The organism is Paenibacillus sp. LjRoot153, assembly GCF_964253085.1.
GTDB lineage: Bacteria > Bacillota > Bacilli > Paenibacillales > NBRC-103111 > Paenibacillus_E.
Map to the genome: position 1 here is coordinate 3079095 of NZ_CAXUQH020000001.1, position 15573 is coordinate 3094667.

General features: G+C 44.8%; 10 protein-coding genes. 9 read left to right on the top strand and 1 reads right to left on the bottom strand.

Annotated elements, in window-relative coordinates; all coding sequences use genetic code 11:
* The first annotated feature begins 2 nt into the window (after nucleotides 1-2).
* Together ACSQ8P_RS12930 and ACSQ8P_RS12935 are read left to right on the top strand one after the other, a co-directional pair.
* The gene (locus tag ACSQ8P_RS12930; RefSeq protein ID WP_436235554.1) at nucleotides 3-2423 is read left to right on the top strand and encodes an alpha-L-rhamnosidase C-terminal domain-containing protein; all 2421 of its coding nucleotides are present in this window, start codon (nucleotides 3-5) and stop codon (nucleotides 2421-2423) included.
* Nucleotides 2424-2589: 166 nt separating this feature from the next.
* A complete protein-coding gene (locus ACSQ8P_RS12935; RefSeq protein WP_436235555.1) occupies nucleotides 2590-4803 on the top strand; it encodes an AraC family transcriptional regulator in 2214 nt (737 codons plus the stop codon).
* A 513-nt stretch (nucleotides 4804-5316) separates the two neighbouring features.
* Here ACSQ8P_RS12935 and ACSQ8P_RS12940 read toward each other — a convergent pair.
* Nucleotides 5317-6138 (bottom strand): AraC family transcriptional regulator, encoded by an 822-nt coding sequence (locus ACSQ8P_RS12940; protein ID WP_436235556.1) that lies wholly within the window; start codon nucleotides 6136-6138, stop codon nucleotides 5317-5319.
* A 120-nt stretch (nucleotides 6139-6258) separates the two neighbouring features.
* On the opposite strand from ACSQ8P_RS12940, the gene ACSQ8P_RS12945 reads away from it, so the two are divergent.
* From ACSQ8P_RS12945 to ACSQ8P_RS12975, 7 genes are all read left to right on the top strand, one after another.
* Entirely contained in the window at nucleotides 6259-8286 is a 2028-nt protein-coding gene (locus ACSQ8P_RS12945) for a beta-galactosidase (RefSeq protein WP_436235557.1), read from the top strand.
* Between the two features lie 253 nt (nucleotides 8287-8539).
* Nucleotides 8540-9373 carry a class I fructose-bisphosphate aldolase gene (locus tag ACSQ8P_RS12950; RefSeq protein WP_436235558.1) on the top strand — a complete coding sequence of 278 codons (834 nt, stop codon included), beginning with the start codon at nucleotides 8540-8542 and terminating at the stop codon, nucleotides 9371-9373.
* A 34-nt stretch (nucleotides 9374-9407) separates the two neighbouring features.
* Nucleotides 9408-10565 (top strand): Gfo/Idh/MocA family protein, encoded by a 1158-nt coding sequence (locus ACSQ8P_RS12955; protein WP_436235559.1) that lies wholly within the window; start codon nucleotides 9408-9410, stop codon nucleotides 10563-10565.
* Nucleotides 10566-10567: 2 nt separating this feature from the next.
* Entirely contained in the window at nucleotides 10568-11791 is a 1224-nt protein-coding gene (locus tag ACSQ8P_RS12960) for a carbohydrate kinase family protein (RefSeq protein WP_436235560.1), read from the top strand.
* 3 nt (nucleotides 11792-11794) lie between these two features.
* Nucleotides 11795-12340: a D-lyxose/D-mannose family sugar isomerase gene (locus ACSQ8P_RS12965; RefSeq protein ID WP_436235561.1), complete on the top strand. Its 546-nt coding sequence runs from the start codon at nucleotides 11795-11797 to the stop codon at nucleotides 12338-12340.
* 31 nt (nucleotides 12341-12371) lie between these two features.
* The gene (locus ACSQ8P_RS12970; protein ID WP_436235562.1) at nucleotides 12372-13130 is read left to right on the top strand and encodes a DeoR/GlpR family DNA-binding transcription regulator; all 759 of its coding nucleotides are present in this window, start codon (nucleotides 12372-12374) and stop codon (nucleotides 13128-13130) included.
* A gap of 170 nt (nucleotides 13131-13300) precedes the next feature.
* Nucleotides 13301-15499: an AraC family transcriptional regulator gene (locus ACSQ8P_RS12975; protein WP_436235563.1), complete on the top strand. Its 2199-nt coding sequence runs from the start codon at nucleotides 13301-13303 to the stop codon at nucleotides 15497-15499.
* Nucleotides 15500-15573: the final 74 nt, after the last annotated feature.

Sequence of the window (15573 nt, forward strand, 5' to 3'; positions counted from 1 at the left end):
GATTGCGCGTATTGCTTTCTGACTTACCCTATAGTGGACAAATTGAACAAAATCAAACCCAAAAACCGTGGGAACAGGCTACGGGTTGGCCATGCCGTTGGGTGACATGCAGCGAGGCCGGTAAACCTCCCTTTGTCATCGTTTATCGTTGCAAGTTCACTTTAAGTGAAGCTCTGCGTTTAAGGGTACACGTATCAGGCGACGAAAGGTATGAGCTGTTTCTGGATGAAAAAAAAATAGGCGGGGGCAGCGAACGCGGAGATCGCTCCAATTGGTTTTACGAGACGTATGAAATCGAGATTCCGGCAGGAGAACATCAATGGATTGCGCGCTGCTGGGCGATTGGTAAGCATAAGCCGTGGGCGCAGGTCAGCGTGCAGCCAGGCTTTCTGCTAAGCCCGGATGATGAAGCTCTCGCACCATTAATGGGTACCGGGGTTGCTCAGTGGGAAGCGAAACCAATGCCGGGCTATCGGTTTATTCCAACGCACTCCGGTATCGGTACTGGCGCAAAGCTGGATATAGACGGTGTAACCTTTGATTGGGATGCCATGTCCGGGGGAGGCGACGGTTGGCTTCCGGTACAATCGAGTGAGAAAGTCTATCACAGGACGGATAATTATCATTTTACGTCGGTACAGCGTCTTATGAGCCCTGCTACCTTGCCTGCGATGCAAGAGGTTCGTTTTACGCCGCACGCTGTTCGGTTTGTTGAGCAAGCCGGTAGCCTAGAATCAGAGGGACAACCGATCGACGCAAGTCGCGATGTCCTAGATGAGCATGACAGTTGGCATGATTTACTTACAGGACAACCGATGTACATTCCAGCCTATACCCGAAGACGGATCATTATCGATTTAGGTGATTATTATTGTTTCTATCCTGAGCTTGTTGTATCGGGTGGGAAATGTGCTGTCATTCGACTTCACTGGGAGGAATCCTTATATGATGATGCGGAAGGCAGACGCAAGACGAATCGGAACGAGATTGAGGGCAAATGGTTCAAAGGTATCGGCGATACTTTTCGTCCGGATGGAGGGCCCGGCCGAAGTTTTGATACGCTGTGGTGGCATGCGGGACGTTATGGCGAGCTGATCGTGGAAACGGAAAGCGAAGCGCTTTACTTTAATGATTTTAGACTGCTGGAGACGAGATATCCCTTGGAAATGGAAGGTTCAATTAATTGTAGTGACGAACGCTTAAATCAAATCGTTCCCCCGTCTTTCAGGACGCTGCAAATGTGTGCACATGAAACGTACATGGATTGCCCTTACTGGGAGCAGCTCATGTATGTGGGGGACACACGCATTCAGTCGCTTATTACCTATGTGAGCACGCTCGACGATCGATTACCGCGCAAAGCGCTGGACATGTTCCGAGCTTCCCGAAACAACCATCTTGGACTTGTGAACTGTGCTTACCCGGATCAAGGCGGAAAACATATTGCCTCCTTCTCCTTGTGGTGGGTGGCGATGGTCTACGATTATGCCCTGTGGAGAGGAGATTCGGAATGGATTCGTTTCATGATGAGCAGCGTCCGGGATGAGTTGGATCGGTTATTGCAAAATCGTTCGTCGAATGGGGCGGTAAAGCTGCCTGTTTCATGGAACTTCTTGGACTGGCAGACTGCGCCTTCGGATGCATGGAGCTCGGGTACCCCGCCGCATGGAGCAGATCGGTTGAATGCGGCCTACAATCTGCAGATGATTCATACGTTGGAGCTGGTCGCCAAGCTTGAAGCCTACTTGGGTGAAACAGAACTGGAATCACGTGCCAGACGGTTGGCAAAAGAATTGAGCAACGTGGCCCAGCAACTGTTTTGGAATGAGGAGAGAGGGCTATTTGCGGACGATACCGGCCATCAGTATTATTCGGAGCATCCTCAGGTACTTTCGTTATTATGTGAGTCGATTTCACCCGGAGTGAACTGTCGCCTCGTACCTGAATTACTGAAGACGGCTACCGACTTGATGCGCACAAGTGTTTATTTCGATCATTATACGTTCGAAGCTCTAGCGTCTGACGGTCGAATTGATACACTGCTGGGCAGACTCGAGCCTTGGTTCGGTATGGAGGCGAATGGTCTTAAGACGACGCCGGAAGTTTTCCTAGATTCGACGCGTTCGGACTGTCATGCTTGGGGCGCTCATCCGATCTACCATCTCTACACTAACTTGCTTGGCATTCGCCCGGCATCGATGGGTTTTACATCGGTCGTGATTCGTCCGCAGCCAGGATCTTTAACGTGTCTGCAGGGAAAGCTTCCGCACCCGAATGGCTTTATCGAAGCGAAAGTGGAGTGCCAGGGATGCCATTGGCTCGTCGAAGTTGCACTACCCCATGGTTTGCCCGGCACGTTGGTTTGGGGCGATGAAAGTTATGCCTTGAAAGAGGGGCGGAATGAGTTCAGATTTTCGTTATGAAGCTGATGCGTAGTTGAAAAGCGTCGGCTATGTCGAAAAAATTGACTTAGAAGGTTGCGAGCCAGCCACATGTTAACTACGCGAAAGGTTGTATATTGCTCCATCATCACATCGGGGATAGAATGGTAAGATAAACACCCTCTTATCATGAAGGAGAGAGCCCAACTTGAGAAGAAATTGGTTCCATCGCTTGCTACTTTCCTATGTGCCTGTGCTTATTCTTATCGTTTGTTTATTCATATTTATCGGAGTCGTTCAGCTCAATGATTTGTCCCGCAAAGAAGCCCTGAAATCCAGTGGCGTGTATGTGCAAAATATTCAGAGCAGCATCGACATGTCGCTGAACTCTATTGAAATGATGATGCTGGAATCGATAACGCGCAATATGAAAATAACGACCTTCGCAGGGATGCAAAGTGATACAGTCTTCTTCATCGAGCTTTCTCAGTTGCTTCAGAGTCTAACCGCTACCAATCCGTGGATTGATTCTGCCTACTTGTATCGGGCGGGTGATGGGACGGTCCTTAGTGATAAAACAAAGCTGAATATAGAGCAATTTGCAGATAAGCCATTTATAGAAAGTCATATAAATAATCCTGAACTAGATAGCTGGAGTCTTCCCCGTCCCTATCGGATGTTTAAAGATGGGAATTTGGAAGGTACCGTCATCTCCATTGCCAAAGGTATTCCTTTGCAAAGTAAAGGGATCGCCATGCTCGTAATTAATGTGAAAGTGGGCGCCATTCAAGAGTTTCTAAGTAAATACGGCATATCAGAAGTGAATCAGATTGCACTTAAAGATAGTCAAGGGCAGATGATTTTCGAGCAAAATGGCAAGGATCCGAAGGTTAATGATATTACGATCATATCCAACTATACAGGCTGGATGTATACGAGCTCGCTTAAGAAGGAAGAGTTGGGTAATATTTTTAACTATATGAAGAGCGGTTGGTTTATTGTTGGATTCCTAGGGCTGCTGCTAGCGATAGGCTGGATTGTGTATATTACCCGTAAAAACTACAAGCCAATTGAAACGATTATGTCACGAATTGAAAAATACAATCAGGTGCATAAAGAGCATCCGATACAAGGTCCGACGGTCGATGAGCTTAGTTATATTGATTACACATTGAGCAACATCATTGAAGTTAGTCAGGAGTATCAAAATCAGAGTCTCGTGAATCAGAAGTATCGCCGAATTCAGTTATTCCACGAGATTATTGATGGGAGTCGCCAGCTAGTTCAGGCAGATTGGAATAACGAAATGATGGATCTTGGCATGAAGCAATTGGGAAGTGCCGCCGTCAGCATCGTCGAAATTGATAAATATACCGAGTTTATTAGTGGGTATTCCCGTGAGGATCAGGGGCTTTTTAAGTATATTTTGAAAAAAGTAGTGGAAGAATCGGCAGAAGCCTGTGGTCTGCGCATTTGGCAGGAATGGGTCACGAATCATCGGTTGTGTATTATTTTTCTTGAAGAGCAGCAAGAGATTCCACTGGAGTCGATGATTTTGACGCTAACGGATCAAGTCCGTCAATGGATGCAGAATAATTTGAAGCTGACCGTGACATTCGGTTTGGGCTTTACGGTACATGATGTTCAGGCGATCTCCCAGTCCTATGAATCGTCGGCAAGGGCGCTGGACTATAAGTCGGCGCTCGGCAGCAATCGGGTGATCGGCCATTGGGAAATCGAGCTGTTGTCGCATGATGATCTATACGTTTACCTGCAGTATGTGCGGACAATTGCTCAAGCTTTTCGAGTCGGCAACGATGGGTGGCAGGAGCAGCTGAAGCTGCTATTTGAGGGTTTACGTCGTCTTTTGCTTCCGAAAGAAGAGATAAGCGGCATTCTTAGTTACATGAACTATTATTTCTATCGTGAAATGATGGAGCTGCCTCCTGAGTATCAAGAATTGTGGAATCGGGAATTCCGGACACCTTGGGATGAGAATATGGAGACGTTAGAAACACTGGATGAACTGGAATCTTTTTATTTGGAAACGATCTCTTCTTGTGCGAAAAAGATGGAAGCGATTCGTGTCAGCAAGGGCAATCACGGTGTCGTGCAAAAAGTAAAAGATTATATTGAAGCTAATTTCAGTGATCCGGATTTATCTTTATCGAGCCTAAGTGAACAATTCAACATGAATTCGTCCAGTCTTAGTACGATTTTTAAAGAGGATTTCGGTGAGAAGTTCGTCGTTTATCTCTGCCAAATACGGATGGAGTATGCCAAGGAATTGCTAAGAACGACACCTCTGCCTATCCAAGAAATTTCGGAACGCGTAGGATACTTACATCAAATGTCTTTCATTCGCGCTTTTAAGAAAATGATTGGCACAACGCCGGGGGATTATCGGAAGGTTCACCAATAGGATCGGCATGCATGTTAATTGAACAAAGAATTGTAGATTGAAGAGAACCTCCGGAGTAGGTAAAGTGAGTGAAAAGTGACGCGATGTTGCCTTTCGCCTACAACTACTTTCGGAGGTTTTTATGTCAAAAATATGGGAACAATTGCTTCATCCGCCTAATGACAATCCGACGATCCCTTTTTCTGCGTGAGGTGAAAGTGAAAACGTATTAGCTGTAAAACATACAGGTAATTTCGCTTGATTTCTATCTTTAGATTGAATAAATGTAAAAAATACAGTTATTTTCAATGGATATCCTCGAAAACGGAAGTATGCCAAGAATTACATGTACATATTCCATTTATTACGAAATAACAAGCTGAAACTGGAAAATTAACTGGAGGTTTTCCAGTAAGTAGGGCAGCCTTGCCGGTATTCGCTCAATTAGGCTGAGTTACGTATCGTTTGACCGCCACCATGCGCCATCACGCAGATATCACCGCCAAAGCCCGCTCAGATTCCGCCACGCAGCCCTTAATTCAACTCTCTAAATCGTTCTGGTGTAAGGCCAATTTGTTTGCGGAAGCTGGCAATAAAATGGCTCGTATCCCGAAAACCTACACGCGCGGCAATCTCTCTAATGGCTTGATGTCTGTCGGCTAGCAGCATCTCTTTGGATTTGCGAAGTCGTATCATGATGAGATAGGCATACGGAGAAAGACCGAAAGCATGCTGAAACAACGTATTCAAATGTCGTGGTGTAATCGCAAGGACTGCCGCCATCTTTTCGATCCCGATATCCGGATTCGGATAGTGATCTTCTAACCAGTCCGTTAGCGGCTGTAAATGAAGCATTTGATTCGTAATCGAGGTACGATTGTTGATTTGTGCGTGCTTTTTAATCTGAATCAAGAAATGGTATAAATCTGCGGAAGCATCATAGCCGGAATAATCGGCTTGCGTCTCAAGCTTGTTCAAAATATGGCTAAGCGCTAGGTTTAAAGGGCCTTCCTCATCCCAACGGAAGACGGCAGATTCCAGCATATCTAATGTGCTTAAGATCGTATGCACACTGTTGCCTCCGAACGTGACATACTGTGTGCACCAGGTATCTGTGACTGCATAATAAGCGTGCGGTACACCAGGCAGCAAGAGGACACCAGAGCCTCTCGATAAACGGACTTTCCTGTTACCCATTTCAAATTCCCCTTCGCCTGAAAAGGTTTGCAGCCAATGATAGTATGGGAAGCCTGCCTTTCTGTTGAGCTTCTCCTGATCTTCGTGATGACCGATGCTATCTATGAATATGGGGTAGGGCTGGGCCGTACTAGGCGTTAAAAGAAATCGGGTGTGCATAACGAATCATCCTGTTCCATTTTCTTATATGAGATTGCAATTATATTATATTTTAACATGAAAACGAATCCAATATAATGTACTTATTCTTATATGAATTTAAACGAAGAGGTGCGAATCGTGATACATACTAAGCTGCCAAAAATTTGGTACGGTGGAGATTACAATCCAGAGCAATGGGATAAAGAAGTTATGGATGAGGATTTACGCATGTTTAACCTTGCGGGAATTGATGTTGCGACGATCAATGTATTCTCGTGGGCATTGTCACAACCGAATGAAGATACCTACGATTTTACTTGGCTGGATGACATCATTGATCGTCTCCATGCGAATGGAACCTATATTTGTTTAGCTACGAGTACGGGAGCTCACCCTGCATGGATGGCAAGGAAATATCCGGACGTTTGTCGTGTGGATTTTGAAGGACGTAAACATAAATTTGGCAAGAGACACAACTCTTGTCCCAATAGTCCAACTTATCGCACCTATTCGGAGCGAATAGCAGAGAAATTAGCGGAGCGCTATAAAGATCATGAGGCTGTTCTAATTTGGCACGTATCGAATGAATATGGTGGGTATTGTTATTGTGATAATTGCGCTGGGGCATTTCGCACTTGGCTGCAAGAACGATATACGACGTTAGAACAGTTAAACAAAGCTTGGTATACTGGGTTCTGGGGTCATACCTTTTACGATTGGGAAGAAATCGTTCCGCCTAATGCGCTTTCAGAGGAAGAGCCCGGCGATCGTTCGTTTTTTCAATCTATTTCAATAGATTATCGCCGATTCATGTCTGATAGTTTACTAGATTGCTATAAATTGGAGTATAACGCGATCAGACGGCATTCCCCTCAGCTGCCAATAACAACGAATTTGATGGGACTTTACAAACCATTAGACTATTTCAAATGGGCGCCCTATTTGGATGTGATCTCATGGGACAACTATCCTTCCTTGGATACGCCGGTCAGTCTGACATCCATGACGCATGACCTGATGCGTGGATTAAAGGACGGTCAACCTTTCATGCTGATGGAACAAACACCAAGTCAACAGAACTGGCAGAAGTATAACTCGTTGAAACGTCCTGGTGTTATGAAGCTTTGGAGCTATCAAGCGGTTGCTCGTGGCGCGGATACCATTCTATTCTTCCAGCTTCGCCGATCAGCAGGCGCATGTGAGAAGTTCCATGGGGCAGTCATTGAGCATGTTGGACATGAACATACACGAGTATTCCGTGAGTGCGCGGAGTTAGGGCATGAGCTGGTGCGTTTATCTGATAAGTTACTGGACGCAAGAGTGAAAGCGCGTGTCGCCATTGTTTTCGATTGGGAAAACCGCTGGGCGGTTGAACTCTCAAGCGGTCCGACAATCGACCTGAAATATGTAGATGAAGTTCATAAATATTATGACGCCCTGTTCCAGCAAAATATTCAAGTTGATCTCATCGGTACGGATACGGATCTCACGGGCTATGATATCGTCATTGCACCCGTTCTGTATATGGTGAAAACGGGATACGCGAAACGAGTGGAAGAGTTCGTTCATGCCGGTGGTACCTTTCTTACGACCTTCTTCAGCGGTATCGTCAATGAGCATGATCGCGTAACCCTCGGTGGTTATCCAGGTGAGCTGCGTAATGTTCTAGGTATTTGGGCAGAGGAAATCGATGCGCTATTTCCCGATCAGAGCAACCAAATTCAGCTAAATGAGCAATGGGGCAGCTTGAATGGCAGCTACCAATGCGGGATCCTGTGCGATTTAATCCATGCTGAAGGCGCTGAAGTGAAAGCTGTTTATGGCAAGGATTTCTATCAAGGCATGCCTGCGCTGACTGTAAACAAATACGGAGCGGGTCAAGCTTGGTACGTAACTTCCAGTCCAGAGCCAGCCTTCCTACAAGGTTTGCTTGGCAATTTGTGCCAAGATAGAGGGATTACTGCACCAATCCCACCTGTACCTGGGGTTGAGGTTTCTACACGGATCAATGAACAGAATGAGTCATTCGTCTTTATCTTGAATCATAATGATCAAGCTACTACGATTGCGCTTGGGGACTTGAAAGGGACGGATTTAATTTCCGGGAATTTCATTGAAAATGAAGCTACACTCCCACCTAAAGCGGTCCTCATTATTGTAAAGTAAGCGACATTTCTCCATGGTGAAATAGACATGGTAAGGGAAACGTCAACCTCAATTAACGAAAGCCCTACATGAACACGTAGGGCTTTTTTTGTTTTTCATGCAAATTGCCGAGCGGGTTTATAATTCAAAAAAAAGGAGCAGGTTGCTGTGTAACTATCTCCTTATTTTTTGTTGCAAAGTAATTTAATTTATGTTGTAAACGAACATTTATTGTTATAAAATAACATTAAAACGAGTGAGGTGAAACGTTAAGATGTCATTAAAACCTAGACTTAACCGAATGTTCAGCAAGCAGGGCAAATGCTTTGATGTTGCGATTGATCATGGCTTTTTTAACGAAATTAGTTTCTTGTCAGGTATTGAAAACGTGAAGCAAGCGATTGAAACGATTGTAGAAGCAGGACCGAATTGTATTCAGCTCAGTATTGGTCAAGCTAGACATCTCCAATCGATTCCAGGCGGGCATAAGCCAGGGCTTGTTCTTCGTACTGACGCAGCTAACATCTACGGAAATGTTCTTCCTCGTTTTGTGTTTAGTGAACTCATTCATCAGGCTATCGAGCAAGCCGTTCGCATGGATGCCGTATCGGTTTGCGTCAATTTACTTTTATTGCCGAATCAGCCAGAGCTTCATTATCAATGTGTTCAGAACGTTTCCCTCCTCAAAACGGAATGTGAAAAGTATGCCATGCCTTTGATGGTAGAACCCCTTGTCATGTTGGCGAACGAAGCAAAGGGTGGTTATATGGTAGATGGAGATATCAATAAAATTCTCCCACTAGTTAGGCAGGCGGTTGAGCTTGGGGCAGATGTTATTAAAGCAGATCCATGCGATCACGTTGAGGAATATGCCCGCGTCATTGAGATTGCTTCAGGTATACCTGTATTAGTCCGCGGGGGTGGCCGAGCAAGTGATGAAGAAATCATGACGCGTACGGTTGAATTGATGAGGCAAGGCGCTTCGGGAATTGTATATGGGCGTAATGTCATTCAACATCCGAATCCTGCTGGCATGACCAAGGCCTTAATGTCCATTGTTCATCATGGTGCAACAGCCGAGCAAGCACTTGCCCAGTTGTCCATCTAAATGTAGCCAACTCATCCATAAGGAGGATGTACGCATGTCGAAAACGATCATTCGCTTTGGTGTTATTGGCTGTGGACTCATGGGCAAGGAATTCGCAAGCGCAGCTGCACGTTGGTGTCATTTGACACAGGTAGATTTTGCGCCAAGCATCATAGCTGTATGTGATGCAAACGCTTCCGCTACCCAGTGGTTTCAAGAGAATGTCCCCAGCGTGGAAGCTGCTTATTCGGACTATAAAGAGTTACTGGCTAATCCGAATGTGGATGCGATTTACTGTGCCGTTCCGCATAATCTGCATGCTCAAATTTATATCGATATTATCGAAGCTGGCAAACATCTGCTAGGGGAGAAGCCGTTCGGTATAGATCAAGAGGCGAATTCTCTTATCCAGCAAGCTATTCAAGAGAATCCGCATGTTATCGTTAGATGCTCTTCGGAATTTCCATTTTTCCCGGGAGCGCAGCAAATTGCGGCATGGGTGCAAGAAAATAAATTCGGACGAATCATTGAGGTAGAGGCTGGCTTTTGGCATTCTAGTGATTTGGACCCAACTAAAACGATTAATTGGAAAAGGCGAATCGCTACGAATGGCGAATATGGATGTATGGGAGATTTAGGCATGCATGTCCTGCATTTGCCATTGCGGTTTGGTTGGAAGCCCCAATCAGTGAGAGCGCTCTTGTCCAAAATTGTACCTAACCGACCTGACGGGAATGGAGTTATGGTGCCATGTGAAACGTGGGATAATGCCATTCTCGCCTGTGATGTTCAGACGGAAAGCCAGCAGTTTCCTATGGTCCTGTCTACGAAACGAATTGCGCCAGGCCATGCCAATACTTGGTTTATTCGTATTACGGGAACGGCATTTTCTGCCGAATTTACGACGAAAAATCCCAAGCAGGTAGCATACTTACCCTATACACCAGGAGGCGTTCAAGCTTGGCATGTGGCAGATGCGCCATATAAATCAGCCTACGCTACGATTACAGGGGGCATTTTCGAATTTGGCTTCTCTGATTCTATTCTCCAAATGTGGGCAGCGTTCTGCGATGAGCTGGTTCACAATAAGGCGATTCAACAACCGTTTTACTGCGCTACTCCGGAGGAAGCGGGGGATAGCCATATCATTTTTACAGCGTCATTGGCATCCCATCGAACAGGTCAAACGATACCCATTGACTGGAGGAACTAAACTTGTCCAGGCAGAGCCAAGCGGAAGTGATTGTAGCCGGACATATTTGTTTGGATATTATCCCAACGATTCGTGGCCAGCATATAGCTTTGGATGCGTTATTTGTACCGGGTAAGCTTGTTGATGTTGGCAAGGCGGTGATCTCGACAGGAGGCGCTGTTTCCAATACGGGGATAGCGCTTTATCGCCTTGGCAGTACTGTTAGTCTAATGGGTAAAGTGGGCAATGATTTATTTGGTGAAGCTATACTATCGATTCTTGGCGGGCACAATCCATCATTAGCAACGGGCATGATCATAGCTCCTGGTGAAAATAGTTCTTATTCCATTGTCATTAGTCCGCCGCAGACCGACCGGATCTTTCTGCATTCGACGGGAGCTAACGATACGTATGCAGCAGTTGACCTTCACGTAGATCAGCTTGAAGCTGCTCGGTTATTCCATTTTGGGTATCCGCCTTTGATGCGCAGCATGTATCAGAATAATGGTGATGAGCTGGCTTTTTTGCTGAAAATGGTTAAGAGCAATGGGGTGACAGTATCCCTTGATATGGCAAAGCCTGACCCTGCATCCGATGCAGGGCGCGCAGATTGGCGTACGATATTAACCAAAGCGCTTCCCTATGTGGATGTGTTTCTGCCCAGCTTTGAAGAGATTGTTTATATGCTTCATCGGGATCGTTATGAAGTTTGGATGCGTGAATCAGACTCAGGTGATTTGCTTCCTTATGCTACAGGAGACTTTCTTTCTGAGGTAGCGGAGGAACTGTTGGCAATGGGCGTAGCAATCGTCGGACTAAAGTTAGGCGAGCATGGACTGTATGTTCGTACGACTGGGGACGAAGCTCGTCTGTCCGCAATGGGAAGATGTTCACCTTCGGAAGATATGCGTGAGAATTGGTTGGATAACGAAGTCATTTCATCCTGTTATCAAGTTGATGTTGTTGGCACAACAGGAGCTGGTGATTGCACGATTGCAGGTTTTTTATATAGTCTTATGAAGGGAATGAAGCTTGAACATATCCTGCAAACCGCAGTAGGTGTAGGTGCTTGCAATGTGGAGCAGGCAGATGCGTTAAGCGGAATTCGAACGGGTTCAGAGGTTTGGGAACGAATAAATAACGGTTGGGCTAAACATGAGATGAAGTTGGATTTACCTAATTGGGTCATGAATGAGCAGCTCGTATGGATCGGGCCGCACCATAAAAAATGCCAGAGGAGCCGATAATCCATGAAAAGAAGCCAAATTCGTCAAGCGCAGGAGCGCACGGCGCACCTATTGAAGTTAAGCGGAATTGTGTTGACGGAGGATGAAATTCGGGGCATTGAAGTAGCAGGTTTCGGGCTAGAGCAATTGGAAGTTCAGGGTCTTGAGTTAGTTACCTATGTAAATACAGACCGATATTGCGCGAAGGAATTAGTCTTGTTCCCTAGGCAGACCTGCCCAGAGCATCTACATCCTCCAGTAGGGAATGATCCCGGTAAAATGGAAACGTTTCGCTGCCGCTCAGGAAGCGTTTGGTTATATGTGGAGGGTGAAGCACCTGTTGTAATTAAAGCAGAAATCCCTGCCGGAAGTGAGGCTTACTTTACGGTATTTCACGAAATTGAATTACTTCCAGGTGAGCAGTATACCATTGAGCCCGGCATTAAACATTGGTTTCAAGCAGGGGACCAGGGTGCGGTTGTTTCTGAATTTTCCAGCACCAGTCGAGATGAGTTTGACCTATTCACCGATCCGCGAATTGAGCGGATGCCGCGTATTGAAGAAGACTAGTAAGATCAGAACTAACACGGAGGCTTTCAACATGCATAACCCAATTAATCAACGACAGCAACAAATTCTGGATCGGATGGCTGTCGATGGTGAAGTCAAAATGGCCGAATTAAAAGAAATGTTCGAGGTCACAGAGATGACTCTGCGCCGAGATATGGAGAAGTTGGAACAAGGTGGGTACATTAAGCGAACATTCGGCGGCGCGATATTAGTCGGCAATGATATTACGCTGAACGAACGGTCCGGCGTCTTTATTGAAGAAAAAATAAGGATTGGCAAACTTGCCGCGCAGCTGATTCAGCCTGGGGAGTCTATCTTTCTTGATGGCGGATCAACAACGCTCCAGGTAGCTAGGTTTATCCAGGTGAACCAGCATATTACGGTTGTGACGAATGCACTCAACATTGCTGCGGAGCTGCAAGGAAAGCAGATTTCGACGATCGTTATTGGCGGCATGCTGATGGGCCAAACCTCAACACTTGTAGGACCAGTTGCAACGGAGGCCTTGGAGAAAATGGCATTTAACAGGGCATTTATTGGAACAACAGGCGTGAGCTTGAAGCATGGCTTCAGTAACTCCAATATGCACGAGACGGAGATCAAGCGTCTTGCGATCCAGCAGTCATCCGAAGTGAATATTGTGATGGATCATTCCAAGTTTGGAAGGCAGGACTTGTTCTCCTTCGCAAGCATAAAGGCTATAGACCGTATTATTACGGACCAATTTCCTGATCAGGGGTTAGAAGACGCCTTCAAGGAAGAAACAGTGAACATTATGACAAGTATTTAAATCCCATGATCTTCTTAGGAAAAGCCGTCAACTTTGCTGCAGCAAGAGTTAACGGCTTATTCATTGTTTACCACTAAGAATTTGTTCTTCCGAGTACCGGAAACTCATAAATTCTTATGTGGTAAAAAGAAGATGAGATAGAAAATTTTTAGATATAAGGCGGGGGTGTCATGGTCATTCAAACTAGGTTTCCTGTCAAAACAATGTTTGCCAAGTTTTTCTTTGCATGTCTTCTCTTGTTAACGCTTGCAATAGCAGGTATTTCAATTTGGTTGTTTCACATTTTTTCAAACAGCGCTATTCGCCAAATTAATGAGCTCTCCGAACGGACACTGATGCAAGGCCAGAATTCTACCGAGTATCTGATGAATCAAGCCATGCAAGTATCCGCACAGCTTTCCTTCGAATATCCGATCATTCAACAAATGAATACGGCTGTGAGTGATCCGATTGTTGAAAATAATTCTTTGAAAAAGCTGAGCGACATCATCTTCATCAATGAAAGTATTTATTCGATCGGTATCTACAATGGGAATAATGCTTCATTTTTGACAAGTGACTACCCGAATATCGATAACGAAGCAATAGAAATGTTGAAAAACTCCGATCCCAAAACGAAAATCCGGCTTGTACCCCGAAAATTAAAACTGATTTCTAGCAAGAATAAAGAAGAAAATGTGTATTCCATTTTTTACTACAATCGAGATAAAACAACCAATGCCATTCTCAATGCGCTAATTGTAAATGTGAAAGAAGAAGCAGTTCGTAAAGGCATTAATCCGGATGATAGGCTAGATCAGGGTAATATTCTCATTGTAGATTCAGACGGCACGGTTATTTCGGATCCGACTGGCGGCGAATTTTTGAAGGACTACTCCACAGTAGGCTCCATCCAGAAGATGCTGACCGAGTCGGGTACAAACAGTTTTGTTGATATTAGCTCAAGTGGTGAGAAAGTATTGGTAACACATAGTTTCTCTCAGAAACTGGGTTGGCATTTTCTTCATGTTGTCCCGTATCAAGCAGCGGTCACCAGTATTAGCAAACTTAGAAACACTGTGATTTGGATAAGTTTGATCTTATTTGCTTTAAGCGGAATAGCCGCATTGTTTGTGAGCGGGAAGCTTTCATCGCCGTTACGCGGACTTGTTGAAACATTAGAGCAAATGAAAGAGAAATCGAAGAACAATCTGAAAGTCGATTATTTAAGAGAGGTCCTCACGGGAGTAAAGGAGCCGCACCCTTCCAGCGAACACGAATTTTCATTGCGTGTTGATTTATATAAGGGTACGAGCATCCTGATCCTTCGAATTGATGAGCTATTTGATGCAACTATTTTAGAAGTCGAAGAGTTTTCTGAAGATATTCACAAACAAATGAGGCGAAGTTTACTGAATTTGGTATATGAGCTTATGCACCCGTATTATGCCTATGAATCCCTTGAAATCAACAAAGATGTTGTCCTGTTAATCAATAATGACAACGCTTTCAACGATAAACAAATTCTCGCGGGTTTATTGTCGAGGCTGCAAGAACAGTTCAAACAATCGATGGATACCTCCGTCACAGCAGCATGGGGGACATTCGTGAATGATTGGGCGAATTATCATGCCTCCTATCAAGCAGCGTTAGAAGCCGCAGATTATCGAATTGTGTACGGCTTAGGCAGCATTCTAACGTATGAAACGGTCTTTGCAAATTTCAAACAGGAATTTGAGTATCCGCAGCAGCAGTTAAAAACGCTCTTGGATGCCATTAAGTTAGGTAAGGAAGAACTAATTGGGGGAGCACTGGATGATATTTTTAATGCTTTTAAAGAATGCCAATTCGAATTAATTAAGCTATCGGTCAATCATCTCTTGCTTACGGTGTTTATTACGACGGAGCTTTCGATCCATGATGTAAAAGATGACCTCCTAACAAACTTTAACAATGCAGTTAGCAAACTGAGGAAATTGGAGACCTTAGAGCAGATGAAGCTTTGGTTTGCTCCATATATTCTTCATGACATGCAACGAATTAAGGAGAAAAGAAAGCACCTTAATTCTGATCTCCTAGAGCGGATACGAAGTTTCGTTGAAGGCTGCTACGCCAATACGGAGCTGTCCGTGGAGTTGGTTGCGAATCGATTTGACTATAATCCGATGTATTTTGGGCGGCTCTTTAAAGAGTTATTTAACCAATCCTTCTCCGAATACATCACGGAATTAAGATTAAATAAGTCAAAGACTTATTTGGAACAAGATCAAATCGCCATCAAAGAAGTCGGCATTAAAGTCGGTTTTAACAACCCGTCCTATTTCGTCACGTTATTCAAAAAACATACCGGAATGTCCCCGAGCGAATATCGAAATAAACAAAAAGTCTAAAAGCTATGATTTAGCAACCCTGGTATGCAATTTATCGGCGTAGAAGTATGCAAATATAAACCATGTATACTCTT